Origin of the sequence: Aliikangiella maris (assembly GCF_040719265.1) — a bacterium.
GTDB lineage: Bacteria > Pseudomonadota > Gammaproteobacteria > Enterobacterales > Kangiellaceae > Aliikangiella > Aliikangiella maris.
Genome location: NZ_JBFDAH010000025.1, coordinates 1 through 13,665 on the forward strand (window position 1 = coordinate 1; position 13,665 = coordinate 13,665).

A 13,665-nucleotide genomic window follows, 5' to 3' on the forward strand; every position below is an offset into this window, starting at 1 on the left:
GCCATTCTTGCTTCGTTCGACGTTTCATTATTTATCTCCTGGTTAATTTAAATGGAGACAGTTTAGAGTGGTTAAAATCTAAAGATAGGTGTAAATCCCCGGACGCTTACATTTTTTTTTGAGCACTATCAGGTAAAAAACGTAAGTATTGCTCGATTGCTAATTTTATATCGCATTTAAATACATTTAATGGAAGCCTATTTAAGTAGGATAATACTTTTCCATCTGAATTTTTATGTTGATATGGAAACAAATATTGCCAGTCGGGCTCTAGACACTGCGATAACATATCTAACTCGATATCTCCTTGTGCTTGATTGAGTTCTTTTTCTCTTTGAACTAATGAGCGAACTTTCATCAGTTGAATTCGAATATCCATTATTAAAGCTACGGGAATATTGAATGAAAATTTTTCACTTCCATTAAAATGACGAATGATAATTTGATTTGTTTTCAAATTAATATCGCCCAATCTGATATTGATTGCCTCACGAATTTTTAGGTTAGCTTTAACAATTAATTTGGCAACTAGCAGGTGCGTTCCTTGAAGATTATTGATAACGCCCAGACAGTGGTTCGCTCTAAATTTATTTTGATAGCCCACTCGTTGCTTATTTTTATAGTAATGAACATTATCTAGCGAGTGTCCTAAAAAGCGAGTGAATAAAAAGGTTAAGGCATTCAATGCACTCTGCTGCACTTGGGGTTCAAAATTAAGTGGTTTGGCAAGATAGGTTAAAAATGCCGATACCTGGATGTGTCCTTGAGTTTTATAACCTTGTTCTTGGCAGAAGCGCACAAACCGTAAAGTCCACGTAATGTAGTTCTTTTTGGTGCTTTCCGACAGGGGTTGTTTGGCGATAAATTGATAAAACAGATCAATAACGCTTGGGCCTTTAACTGGTTGATGGTTTGCCGCTTGTTTCAAATAACTTAACTGACTGATCTGATTGACAGTATTTGGTGGCTTAATACTATTCAATATGACCTTTGTTGGTTGTTGTCGGTTATTAACCCGCACTGGCTGAGCTGGTTTATTATTAGTCTCAGAGCTGTCGCTTATTTGTGGGATTGTTTTCGGTGTTAATTTCTTTAACTGATAAGCTGTACTGATTTCACTCACTTTACCGATCTTTTTTGAATTGTCCATAACACTCCTCGTCATTGGCTATTTATATAGATACTACTTTTATGAGTAGTTATAGTCAAGTGCTTAAAATATTATGTCGGGTTCAATTAATGTATGGCTTAATCTTGGTGTTAACCGGTTGCGATATATGGGTATTTTTCGCTATTCTCAATAGTTGGATATACTGAATTATCGAAGCATTCACTTGGTTTACAACTGGTGCTTAATATTCAACTCAGTAGGCTACAACAAGAGTGGTAAAATGAAAGAAATTCCCCTTACTTCTGTTCCATTTGTTAAGGTTATTACAGCAAAGGATAAACTGTTAATTGAAAGTGTGTACCAACTTCGAAATTCTATTTTTATTGAGGAGCAAGGCATTGCCAAGGCGCTGGATAAAGATGGTAAAGATGAAGCATCAAAGCACTTGCTAATTTATATTGACGATACGGTAGCTGCTACTGGCCGTTTATTTATGCGATCTGACGGTGTCGCCGAGTTATCCAGAATTGCAGTCAACCCGCAGTTTCGTGGAGCGGGATTAGGCAAATTAGTTGTTGAAGAGTTGGAAAAATTAGCGAGATCGCAAAATACCTCGCGTATGATTTTACACCCTCATGACTATCTAGAATCATTTTATGCGCAGCTGGGTTATCGGCGTGTAGATGGAATACATATAGTAAGTGGTTACAAACTCATTACGATGGCTAAAGATTGCTGAATTTTTATTATCTAAAGGCACGGGATATTCTGCCTGTCCAGAGGGGCCAATGTTTTAAACCATTAAGTGAATGTTTTGTAGAGTATTTAAAACCAGTGAAAGCGCCTTTTGTTCGCCAGTCAACAATATCGACCCGTTGACCAGCGAGTTTGTTTGAACTGCTTCTCGATTTGAATGGGTCAATTAGCAGTGACAAAAACCTAATAAAATACAACTAAAAAGAATAGCTTAATCCGGTGGTAAAGGTTGATGTATCGAGCTTACCCATATCGCGTTTGGCATAAGCGGCATTGATCCCCCATCCCGAGTCCCAGCGATATTGCCAGCCAGCTTCAAAATAGAGCCCAAATCCTGAATCGTTATCGAGCTTGGTTGAGCTGCGTTTGAATTCATAATCGTAAAATTGTCCACCGAGTTTGGCATATAAACTATTTCTCTGAGTGAGATTAAAATCTGCTTTGGCTGCTAGCGTTACCCCGTCATAGCTGAGTTTGTTGGCGGCAATATCAAAGAATTGCCGATTATCTGACCGACATGTCCAGCGATCGTCGTTATCTTGTTCGCACTCCCAATCATCAACATCGGTACCACCATTAAAGCCGGCTTCAACCGAAAACATATTGTCGAGTTGATAGTTATAGTACAAATAAGATTGCCCAATACCATCGCCGTCATCACTCGAGCCTTTGTACTTGGCGCTACCACTGCCTAATTGAATACCAAAAGTGTGTTTTTTAACTGATGTATCTGGTTGATTGTTATCTGCGGCTTGAAGATTAAAAGCGATTAAAGTCGATATTACGCTGTAGATTATGATAGAAGTTTTCATATTTTAAACCCTTGAAAAATTTTAACGAATCATTCGTTAATTCATTTGTTAAATTAGTTGGCGGGTATATTCTGGCGTTTAGTTGAACAAAAATCCGTCGGGTATTTGTTGAGAAAATGTATTAATCAGTAGCAACTGTAGATTTTTGTAGGCTTTATAAATGTTCAATACATGTAGCCCGTTTGGCGATATCAGTGAATGCGGACTAACGCGATCAATTATTTTTTATTAATATGTGTAACTAGCGTTTGCTGGTTTTCAATTGTCCAATGAATATTCAAGTCGTATAAATAAACTGAATAGTTTTGCGGTAAAATATTTTTCTTTTTATAAGCTGGCCTTGGATCTTGCTGCAAAATATCACTAACAATGGTTTGAAGATTAGGGTAAGAGTGAATATTTTGCTTACAAAATGCTATTGCTTGTGGCGACCAACTGACGGGCATGTTGCTGCTTGGTTGCGTTTGCGCAATACCTGCTTGCGCATCGGGTATGGCATCACAATAGGGAATATACGGCTTGATATCGACAATCGGCGTTTGATCTAACAAGTCGATTCCACCTAATCGAATAAAGTATTTTCCTTCATGTTGATAGTGGCCCAGATTTTCAACTGCTGAAAGCCCGATTGGATTTGGGCGAAAAGTGCTGCGTGTTGCAAATACGCCCATTTTATCATTGCCACCTAGTCGAGGAGGGCGAACTTTGGCTGACCAACCTTGAGATAATGTTTGGTGGAAAATAAAAGTAATCCATAGGTGTGAATAATTTTCAATCCCTGCAAGAATACCTTCAATACTGAATTCGTCGGTTAATGCTAAAAGCCCTTCTATCTGTTTAACCAGACGAGGTTGCCGGGGAATGGCAAATTTTTGTTTATACGGCGAATGAATGATGCCAATTGGTTTGAATTGAAACAGATTAAAAGAGGGGGTTGTCATATTCATTTGACTGTTTTTGCATTTAATTTACCGTAAAATCGATTTTCCGAGCTTATTTACCGTATTATAGAGGCTCTTAATAGATTATCAATGCATTGGTGATTTGAGTCATGGGTGAAACCGATTAACACTTATCTACACCGTACTGTATTGATGCTTAGGACATGCATAAAAATTAGGAATTAAAAAATGCAAGTGACTATATGGGGAAGCTGTCATTGCCAAAAGATTCGATACAAGGCATTGGCATTATCCGAAGCAGTAAGAATTTGCCACTGTACCGATTGTCAAAAATTATCGGGTAGTGCTTTTCGGGTAAATTTACCCGTATTGCAATCAGATTTTCGCTTATTGCAAGGCATTCTAAAAACTTATATTAAAACGACTGATAAAGGTAAACGGCGTGCGCAATGTTTTTGTGAAAACTGCGGAACACAGATTTATGCCACCGATGCCGATAGCATGGTGATTGAACATACCAACGCTGAAATTACAACGTTGCACTACGCGTCCAATGCGGAGAAAGAAAGCGTACAACCGTCTACAGATATACTGGTATATTATAATATTCGTGTAGGGACGGTTGATAAGGTTGTGTCTGATAATAGGGTTAGATCAGATAATACGGTTGGATCAGATAATACGGTTGGATCAGATAATATGGTCGAGTCAGCTATCTCACTTACACCGGCTTACCAACAATGGTGTCAATCAGCCAGACAATGGGTGACGATGTTAGATGACATACCTTGTTTTGCTCAAAATAAATTGACGTAATTATGGTCGGTTAAATACGTTGTCATCCTGTATCGCTGTTTATTGAATCAACAAGAAGTCAACGATTAATTAAAAATTCGCTATAATTGACAGACGACTTTATGTGGATAGTTTAGCTGGTATGTTCATGTTGCTTTCCGATAGCGTAACTAATTTTCAGCTATACGAATTTATCGTTAGTCAAGTTCAAGGTTAGTCAAGTTCAAGGTTAGGCAAGTTCAAGGTTAGGCAAGTTCAAGGTCAGGTAAGTATAGGTGAATTGATCGATGTGTCGTTTTTTTTCATATTTAGGTAATGCAACTTTAATGCTTGATGCAATGTATCATGCCGAAAACTCTCTAGTTGAACAGAGTAAGTGTGCCAAAAAACGACGCTCGCCTGTCAATGGAGATGGATTTGGCATAGGTTGGTATCCTACTCATGATGATCCCGAACCAGGTTGTTATGTGTCAACTAAACCCGCCTGGAGCGATCAAAATTTACTCAGTTTGTGTTCTAAAATAAAAACGGCGTGCTATTTTGCTCATGTGCGTGATGCTTCCGTTGGAATGAGTGTTTCCTCTACGAACTGTCATCCTTTTCGTATGGGCAGTTATTTGTGGATGCATAATGGAGAATTAAAACAATTTTATCGAATTAAACGTGCTGTTATTAATGAATTATCGGATCGTGCATTTTTACAGATTCGTGGCAGTACTGATTCGGAATTTGTGTTTGCGCTATTTTTAGACGAAATACAGTTTAATTACCAAGCCTCACTAGAAGAGTTGCAAGCTGCATTAATCAATACAATGCAGAAAATTAAGCGTATTGAGCAAGCTTGTGAAGTTTCTGAAAGTTCATTTATGAATTTTGTTGTCAGCAATGGCCACTGTTTAATTTCTACTCGTTACTCAACAAATAAGTCAGTGCAGCCACCATCATTATTTTATAGTACGGCACAAATGGAAGTTGGGCGTAGTGGACAACTTTTCTTGCATCAAAATGAAAAAAATTCATCTGTGATTATTACTTCAGAGCCGATAACAGATGATAAAAAATTTTGGCATAAAGTTGAGCGGAACCAAATGATTATTGTTAATGCTGAATTAAAAATAAAAACTAAGGACTTATCTTTTTAGCACAGCGTAATTGCCAAATTTTCACATTTAATATTAAACATCAAACAGCCACGCAACAACTTGACGAATGTTGTTGGAAAATGGCATAAATATTTTTTTACAGTCGTTAACGGTGACTGTTTTTTTTGCCTTGGGGGTAATTTATGAGTAAGCATCATAAAATTAATTATGTTGAATTTCCGGTAAAAGATATTGAGCAGACCAAACAATTTTTTTCCCAGGTTTTTGGTTGGACATTTATTGACTATGGGCCAGAATATTGTGCGGTGACCAATGCAGCGTTAGATGCTGGTTTTTATTTGTCTGAGCAAGTAATGAATACTGCTAATGGTAGTGCGCTGATCGTTTTATATAGTGATAATCTTGAGCAAACACAACAAAAAGTCCTTGACGCTGGCGGTAGTATCTGTAAGCCCATTTTTTCTTTTCCAGGTGGCAGACGTTTTCAGTTTTTAGATTTGAATGGCAACGAATATGCTGTTTGGAGTAATTAATTTTGAACAAACCGTATATATCCTTGTTTGATAATCCGCCCAACAGAAAAGGTACTAACACCTTTAAGTGGGATTTTAATCATGTTAAATATGGGCGGGAAGATGTAATTCCTATGTGGATTGCCGATATGGACTTTGCGGTTCCTCAAGTGATCACGCAGGCTTTAGCCAAACGGATTAAACATCCAGTATATGGATATAGTTATCGTAGCGAGGACTATGTCGATGCAATTGTTAATTGGTTGGCACAATATCATGATTGGCCTGTGAATAAAAAGCATTTGGCTTTTTATCCTCCCGGTACGGTTTCGGCAATTAATATGCTGATTAATCAGTTAACTGAAATAGGTGATGAGATTTTGGTTTTTACCCCATCTTATCCGCCATTAATGAAAATGGTTAACGAAAACCAACGAATCCTGGTTGAATCTCCTTTAATTAAAATTGATAATGAATATCAAATGGATTTTGAAAACTTTCGTACATCGATTTCCTCAAAAACCAGATTGTTGTTATTTTGTAGTCCACATAATCCAACTGGGCGGGTGTGGCGCGAAGAAGAGTTACTTGAGGTTGCTACAATTTGTCGAGACAACAATATTGTTGTGATTAGTGACGAAGTACATGCTGATTTATTGTTGGCTGGCAAAAAGCATACTCACTTTAATCGTCTTGCCGCTCATTTACGACCTACCAGTGTTACAATTATTTCGCCGGGTAAAACCTTTAATATTGCCGCACTTTCACAATCTACCTTAATTTGTGATAACAAGGCGTTAATGCAAAATATCCAACGTCAAATCAGTACGGCTCATTTGAGCCTCGATAATGCATTTTCAGCCACAGCAACTCAAGCTGCGTACTCTCATGGACTTGATTGGTTAAATGCCCTGCTGGATTATTTAAAAACTAATCGAGAGTTTATTCATGAATTTTTAAGCGCAAACTTACCAAAAGTTGTGTTGGTCAGCGGTCAGGGCACTTATTTGGCCTGGCTTGATTTTTCTGCTATTAGGCTTTCTCATGAAGACATTTATCAAAAACTGATTAAACAGGCTGGAGTTGGTTTATACAATGGTTTGGAATTTGGGGATTGTGGGGAAAAATTTTTTCGCTTAAATTTTGCTTGCTCACATGAATTACTTAAAAAAGCTATGTATCAGATTTATCAGGTATTTAGAGAATTTTAGATATTTAATCGGCTCTATAAACTTAGAGACTTTATATGTGTAAAGCTTTTTATAAATTTAAAGTTTTTAGTAAGTTTCAGGTCTTTAATAAATTTCAGGCATTTAATAAAGTTGAATATTTTTTATTGTGTTAATGGCTACGCCATCGTAGGTGTTGATAAGGTAAGATAATTTTTGCAAAAGGTTGAATTCTTTGTTATTAATTGCATTGCGCCAGTGATTGACTTATGCTCAAAAAATAAAGCGTTTTCACGCATTAAACTGAGTACTTGTGCCGATTCATTGGCTTATTGATTATCTTTTAATTGCTAGGAATATTTAACTATTACCAGTAAACCTAACGATATCTACTTGATTGCATTAGCGTGCATGATTTATCTTTATTTTCTCAGTGGCGCTATTCAAGCAAGTGATGATCAACATGATGCGACAGTCACTCATGTAAGCCGTGTCGGTATTCGTGCTAATGGTGTGCTTCCTGAAGTAGGGCTGTCAGATTATCAACAGATCAGTAGTCAACATCTGGGGTATACGCTTCAGTATCGTGTGTTTTTTCCAAAGGTTAAGTCATATACAAAATTACCGGTTATATATTTAACGGATGGACCTGGATTTATCTATTATGGAAAAATTATTCCGCTGATAGAGCGACTGATTAAACAGAATAAAATTGAACCGGTAATAGCGGTATTTGTTGACTCTCGGGAACCCGAAAACCTGAAAAATAATCGGCGCAATTTGGAGTTCTTTTGCAATCCCAAATATGCTTCTTTTTTTATCGATGAATTGGTTCCCAGTATCGACACTGGTTATCCCACGGTTGCACAACCTTCACACAGAGTCATTGCTGGACTTTCATTTGGTGGACTCAATGCCGCTTGTTTTGGCTTATTGGCTAACCACTATTTTGGGGGGATAGGAATGTTATCGCCTGCAATGCATCCTGTTCCAGCTATTTTTGAATATTATCAACAAAGCGAAAAGCTACCGCTTAAGTTTTTTCTTTCTACAGGGACTGTTGGTGACAATGAAGGTAAGACTCGCCGATTTTTACGTATCCTCAAAGAGCAAGGATATCCTGTCCAATATAAAGAAGTGCGCAATGGACGACATGATTGGAAAAACTGGAAGCCACTTCTTGATGATCTGTTAATTTACTTTTTTGCCAAGAAAGACTAAAAATAGACATATAAATATGTTTTTGTACGCAATGTATTGTGCTATCCTGTTGTCTGTTTATTTTGACGCCTGATGTATCTGCCTGTTACACAAGCTGACAATTCAGATACTTAAGTCTGGTTAGCGTTAGCAAACCAGACTAGTTTTTAAATTCATAGATAACTTTTCAATCCCGTTTTTATTGAAGTGAGCTATTTAATTGGATTGAACTTTTAATTATGTGAGTGGACTATGGAATTTATCGATAACCAAACTATCGTAAATCACTATGATTTTGCCAAACTCATCGACCGATTGCAGGCCGCATTTGCTGAATCAGAAATACAGGTGCCGATGCGTCATCACCATGATTTTATAAATCCTGGCCATGATGATTCTACCCTGTTATTAATGCCTGCTTTCGAGCCGGGTAAAGAAACTGGGGTGAAAATGGTGACCGTGTTTCCCGATAATGGTCGCTATCAACTGCCTTCAATTCAAGGTTTATATTTGCTGTTTGATGGCCAAAAAGGTTATTGTAAAAAAGTCTTTGATGCCAAAGCTATTACGGTTTTTCGTACTGCCGCAACATCGGCCATGGCATCGCGACTATTATCACGTGACAACAGTGAATCGTTAATGATGGTTGGGACTGGCGCATTATCTCCCATGCTGATTCGTGCCCATGCGACCGTCAGACCTATCAAACAGGTTTATATTTGGGGGCGTCATGCGAGTAGGGCCCAAGCGGTTAAACAGAGTCTGGCGGATCTAAAGCTAGAAATTCAAGTGGTATCGTCAATCGAACAGGGAATCGCTCTGGCTGATATTGTCAGTTGCGCCACTTTAAGTAAAACGCCTTTAATCAAGGGCGAATATTTAAAGCCAGGTCAGCATATTGATATGGTTGGCGCCTACCGTCCCGATATGCGAGAAGCGGATGATAACTGCCTTAAGCGCAGTGTGATTTTTGTTGATCATTATGCGGGAGCGACTAAAGAAACAGGTGATATCGCGATTCCTTTACAAAAGGGCATTATTACCCGTAAGGATCTAAAAGCTGATCTGTTTGAGCTGTGCCGAGGGCAAAAGTCGGGACGTGATAATGTTGCAGAAATCACTTTTTTCAAATCGGTTGGCCATGCACTCGAAGATCTGGTTGCAGCGCAACTAATTGATAAGCTGATTGAAAAAAAAATATAGTTTGATATTTTTGATGTTCATCAAAGTCGTCATGGGAGTTCACAATTTTGAGTGATTTTTTTCAGCGATTTACAACACGGCAAACCTATACCAAACAAGCGCAACAACTAGCGATTCAATCTATCGATATGCATACAGGTGGTGAACCGCTAAGGGTAATTTTAAGTGGTTATCCGCAAATTAAAGCTTCTTCGTTGTTGGATTATCGGGAAGTGTTGCAGGCCGATTATGATCATTTGCGTACGGCATTAATGTTCGAACCGAGAGGTCATGCCGATATGTATGGCTGTTTAATATTACCACCATTTAACCCTAAGGCTGATTGCAGTGCAATTTTTATGCACAATGAGGGTTACAGTAATATGTGTGGCCATGCTGTTATTGCCATAATGACACTGGCAATGCAAATGCAGTGGGTTGAAATTACTGACAATCGTGCGAGTATGACCATTGAAGCGCCGTGCGGCTTAATCAGTGCCAGCGGCGTAATTGAAAATGGCAAAATCAATGCCTCTTTCGAGTGTGTACCTTCATTTGTTACAACACTGAATCAATCGATTCAAATTCCCGGTACAGCACAAACGATTGAATATGACATTGCTTTTGGTGGTGCTTTTTATGCTTATGTCGATGCCGCAAAGTTATCGATGCCATTAACCCCCGACAATACCCAGCAAATTATTCAAATGGGTCGGGCGATTAAGCAAGCAGTTAAACAAAGTCCGCAATTTTTAAATCACCCTTTCGAAACGCGGCTAAATGAATTATATGGAACAATTTTTATTGCTCCAGTCGAATCATCACAGATACATAGTCGAAATGTGTGTATTTTTGCCGATGGCGAACTGGATCGCTCGCCCACTGGTTCAGGGGTTTCTGGGCGAGTGGCGATACTTGCCGCAAAGGGAGAGCTTCAAGTCAATCAGCCTATCGTGATTGAAAGCTTGATTGGCTCTTCATTTACCGTAGAAATTATCAAGATTCAAGGTTACGGGGATTACCAAGCTGTTATTCCTAAGGTAACGGGTAATGCTTATGTTTGTGGAAAAAATGAATGGATTATTGATGCCAAAGATCCTTTTGCTCAAGGGTTTCTGTTGCGTTGAATCATCCTGACTGCAAAAAGATATGATAAGCTTTATGATGGTGAGGCACCACTACTGGCACAACACTATTATTATCGTTATCTTTGGCATTTATTTTTTCGGAAATCATTTTGCAAAATCTTGACCAATCAACCCAACCCAATCGCGGTCGTCGTCGTGACGTGGCCGTGCAACGTGTAATTCTTATTGAGGGGAGTGTTAATTTACTGGTTTTAGTGGCAAAACTGGTGGTTGGAATTACTACTGGCTCACTTGCGATTATTGGTGATGCTTTACACTCGCTAACTGACGTTGCAAATAATCTGGTTGCTTGGGCGGTTTTAAAATATTCAAGCAAACCGGCAGACAAAAATCATCCCTATGGACATCGAAAATTTGAAAACCTCGCAGTCTTGGGATTAGCTGTCCTTTTAACAATGCTGGCGTTTGAACTGATACTACAGGTATTTCGTAGAGAGCAGGTACAAATTGGTGCAACTGGTTGGGAACTAGCTGTGATGTGTGGTGTACTTCTTATTAATTTTACTTTAGCCACTTGGCAGCGTTTATGGGCTAAAAAGTTAAATTCGCCCATTCTGCAAGCTGATGCCAGCCATACATTTGCCGATGTTTTAACTACGATTATTGTGATTACAGGTTGGCAACTTTCGGCTGCCGGGTATGTCTGGCTGGATCAATTGGGCGCATTGATTGTTGCTGGTATGATTTTTTACCTGGCGTTCGGTCTATTTAAAAATTCTGCGCCAGTTTTGGTTGATGAAAGTGCAATCGAGTCTGAGCAGGTGGCAGAAGCTGCAATGGCCATCGACGGTGTCGAAGATGTTTCTCGAGTCAGGTCTCGCTGGATAGGCAATATGGTTTCGGTTGATATGGTTATCGGTGTTGCCCATGATTTGACTATTGCTGAATCACATCATATCTGTGATCAGGTTGAGCTGATGCTTGAAAATGACTTCGATGTGGCTGATATATCCATACATGTTGAACCGATTGGTTAATCATTATAAAGTATCATTAAAGTCATCTAATGCGAATTAAATGAAGCTCATGAGGCATTTTTTGTTCAAATTTATTTCATTAATTAAATATCGAATTATTTTCAGTTTGATAGCCTTCTTTAGCGTAACTTGTTTGGCCAATGATGGGGCAAAAATTCAGCCTGATAATCTTTTTCCTCGTGTTCAGTTAGACACGCCGGCAGGCAAAATAATTGTTGAACTGGATCGCTCAAGAGCACCGATTACGGTCAATAACTTTTTGGCTTACGCGGCTGATGGAACTTATGACGGTACAATTTTTCATCGAGTAGTCGCTGACTTTGTGGTCCAAGGGGGCGGTTATGATCAACTGTATAATCCCAAAAAACAAAATAAACCGATATTTAATGAATCGGGCAATGGATTAAAAAATAAAATGTACACTGTTGGCATGGCCAGAGAAAGCAATCCACATTCTGCGACTAGCCAGTTTTATTTTAATTTGTCAGATAATGACAATTTGGATCCTGGGCGAGACTGGGGATATACAGTCTTTGGTATTGTGGTCGAAGGTATTGAAATTATTGATATGATCGGTAAAGCACAAACCGAAACCAATCCTCAACTTGGCTGGGAAAATGTACCGGTAAAGCCAATACTATTGAAAAAGGCGACAATTTTAAAAGAGGAGTAATCTGATTGGTTTATTGCGCCACTTTTCGCCTACATTTATGCCTAGTTGCAGGCAAACCAAGATTCAAGAATGAGTGCTGCGGCGACAGAGTCTATCTGGGTTTTTTTCAGCTTTTTAAAGCCGCCGGAGTCAAACAGTTCATCTCTTGCGGCAACACTTGACAGGCGCTCATCAACCATTTCAAACGCTAGTCCGAAACGACCATGTAGCTGATTGGCAAATTTACGTGCGCGCTTGGTAATTTCCTGCTCGGTGCCATCCATATTGAGTGGTTCCCCGACTAATACCTTTTGAGGTTGCCACTGTTTGATTAATTGTTCAACGGCCACCCAGTCTGGTTTTCCATCGATAGCTTTCAACGTGTTCAAGGGAGAGGCCGTTCCGGTAATTGACTGACCAACAGCAACACCTATTCGAGCAAGCCCGAAATCAAACGCTAAAATCTGGCTCATGCATGACCGCTGAAATTAGATAAATTTTGTGCATCAAATCCCAGTAAACTGACGGCTTTTTCCCATCTTTTATCAATATCGGTTGAAAAGATGATTTCTGAGTTAATCGGCACTGTGAGCCAAACGTTGTCGATGATTTCTTGTTCTAACTGACCTGCTTCCCAGCCGGCATACCCTAGAGCAACAAATGCATCGCTACCGATTTCATGTCGTCCGATGGCATGTAATACATCCAATGAGGTTGTTACCGCTACATTGTTCTCTAAAGCAATGCTCGATTTCCAAAGTTGCTCTGCCCGGTGAATCACAAAGCCGCGGTCAACTTGCACTGGTCCGCCAGCAAAAACTGGGTTAATATTGCGATGTTCAGCACAAGGAATATCCATATGCTCAAGCAGTTCATAAGTGGCAAAATCCAGTGGATGGTTAATCACAATACCCATCGCACCATCTTCATTGTGCTCACAAATTAAAGTAACACTATGCTTAAAATTAAAATCCTGCAATGCAGGCATCGCAATAAGCATGTGATTTTTTAAACTGGGGAATTTTTTCATAACTATATTGTTGGCGCTAATGCCCCTAAATACAAGGGTAAAGAGGGAGTTTTTTTATAATTCAATCGTATATATCACTTGGTTGATAAGCTACTGAATTTAGTGAGCCATTTGGCCTCATAATGGTGCAGCTTTTGGTATAGCGTGATATGCATATGACATCATTTTATCTCATTCTTTAGGCAACCTGAAGTCTAAATTTTGAGCTAGATATCATCAGCCAGATTGAACGGAATAGCCCAATATTTGAGTCAATATTTCCGGTCGATTAATGAGTAAAAAATCCCTTGCTTGAAACAGTAAAAGAAAAGCTGAA

15 protein-coding genes are annotated in these 13,665 nt (G+C 38.9%); 10 read left to right on the forward strand and 5 right to left on the reverse strand.

The genetic code is table 11. The annotated features are described in order from the left end of the window. Positions 1–106: 106 nt before the first annotated feature. The gene (locus tag ABVT42_RS17905; RefSeq protein WP_353897159.1) at positions 107–1,150 is read right to left on the reverse strand and encodes a phage integrase N-terminal SAM-like domain-containing protein; all 1,044 of its coding nucleotides are present in this window, start codon (positions 1,148–1,150) and stop codon (positions 107–109) included. Between the two features lie 241 nt (positions 1,151–1,391). Here ABVT42_RS17905 and ABVT42_RS17910 point away from each other — a divergent pair, with 241 nt between their 5' ends. After that, entirely contained in the window at positions 1,392–1,850 is a 459-nt protein-coding gene (locus ABVT42_RS17910; RefSeq protein ID WP_353897158.1) for a GNAT family N-acetyltransferase, read from the forward strand. Positions 1,851–2,064: 214 nt separating this feature from the next. Here ABVT42_RS17910 and ABVT42_RS17915 read toward each other — a convergent pair whose 3' ends face one another. Both ABVT42_RS17915 and tsaA read right to left on the reverse strand, forming a co-directional pair. After that, on the reverse strand, positions 2,065–2,679 hold the full coding sequence (locus ABVT42_RS17915) for an outer membrane beta-barrel protein (protein WP_353897157.1): 615 nt from the start codon (positions 2,677–2,679) through the stop codon (positions 2,065–2,067). Between the two features lie 218 nt (positions 2,680–2,897). Then, on the reverse strand, positions 2,898–3,626 hold the full coding sequence (gene tsaA / locus ABVT42_RS17920; RefSeq protein ID WP_353897156.1) for a tRNA (N6-threonylcarbamoyladenosine(37)-N6)-methyltransferase TrmO: 729 nt from the start codon (positions 3,624–3,626) through the stop codon (positions 2,898–2,900). A 183-nt stretch (positions 3,627–3,809) separates the two neighbouring features. On the opposite strand from tsaA, the gene ABVT42_RS17925 reads away from it, so the two are divergent. From ABVT42_RS17925 to ABVT42_RS17965, 9 genes are all read left to right on the forward strand, one after another. Continuing rightward, complete coding sequence (locus tag ABVT42_RS17925) at positions 3,810–4,397, forward strand: GFA family protein (RefSeq protein WP_353897155.1); 588 nt, start codon at positions 3,810–3,812, stop codon at positions 4,395–4,397. Positions 4,398–4,663: 266 nt separating this feature from the next. Next, positions 4,664–5,518 carry a class II glutamine amidotransferase gene (locus ABVT42_RS17930; RefSeq protein WP_353897154.1) on the forward strand — a complete coding sequence of 285 codons (855 nt, stop codon included), beginning with the start codon at positions 4,664–4,666 and terminating at the stop codon, positions 5,516–5,518. Between the two features lie 143 nt (positions 5,519–5,661). Beyond that, on the forward strand, positions 5,662–6,012 hold the full coding sequence (locus ABVT42_RS17935) for a VOC family protein (protein WP_353897153.1): 351 nt from the start codon (positions 5,662–5,664) through the stop codon (positions 6,010–6,012). A gap of 2 nt (positions 6,013–6,014) precedes the next feature. Further along, positions 6,015–7,202 (forward strand): MalY/PatB family protein, encoded by a 1,188-nt coding sequence (locus ABVT42_RS17940; RefSeq protein ID WP_353897152.1) that lies wholly within the window; start codon positions 6,015–6,017, stop codon positions 7,200–7,202. Positions 7,203–7,553: 351 nt separating this feature from the next. Further along, a complete protein-coding gene (locus tag ABVT42_RS17945) occupies positions 7,554–8,381 on the forward strand; it encodes an alpha/beta hydrolase (protein ID WP_353897151.1) in 828 nt (275 codons plus the stop codon). A 231-nt stretch (positions 8,382–8,612) separates the two neighbouring features. Next, positions 8,613–9,563, forward strand: a complete 951-nt coding sequence (gene lhpI / locus ABVT42_RS17950; RefSeq protein WP_353897150.1) for a bifunctional Delta(1)-pyrroline-2-carboxylate/Delta(1)-piperideine-2-carboxylate reductase — start codon at positions 8,613–8,615, stop codon at positions 9,561–9,563. A 47-nt stretch (positions 9,564–9,610) separates the two neighbouring features. Continuing rightward, the gene (locus tag ABVT42_RS17955; protein ID WP_353897149.1) at positions 9,611–10,669 is read left to right on the forward strand and encodes a proline racemase family protein; all 1,059 of its coding nucleotides are present in this window, start codon (positions 9,611–9,613) and stop codon (positions 10,667–10,669) included. Positions 10,670–10,779: 110 nt separating this feature from the next. Beyond that, the gene (locus ABVT42_RS17960) at positions 10,780–11,667 is read left to right on the forward strand and encodes a cation diffusion facilitator family transporter (protein WP_353897148.1); all 888 of its coding nucleotides are present in this window, start codon (positions 10,780–10,782) and stop codon (positions 11,665–11,667) included. A gap of 61 nt (positions 11,668–11,728) precedes the next feature. Then, positions 11,729–12,340, forward strand: coding sequence for a peptidylprolyl isomerase (locus tag ABVT42_RS17965; RefSeq protein WP_353897147.1), 612 nt, complete (start codon positions 11,729–11,731; stop codon positions 12,338–12,340). Between the two features lie 41 nt (positions 12,341–12,381). On the opposite strand, the gene ruvX is transcribed toward ABVT42_RS17965, so the two are convergent. Then, a complete protein-coding gene (gene ruvX / locus ABVT42_RS17970) occupies positions 12,382–12,792 on the reverse strand; it encodes a Holliday junction resolvase RuvX (protein ID WP_353897146.1) in 411 nt (136 codons plus the stop codon). After that, complete coding sequence (locus ABVT42_RS17975; protein ID WP_353897145.1) at positions 12,789–13,349, reverse strand: YqgE/AlgH family protein; 561 nt, start codon at positions 13,347–13,349, stop codon at positions 12,789–12,791. Before ABVT42_RS17975 ends, ruvX begins: the two co-directional genes overlap by 4 nt. Positions 13,350–13,665: the final 316 nt, after the last annotated feature.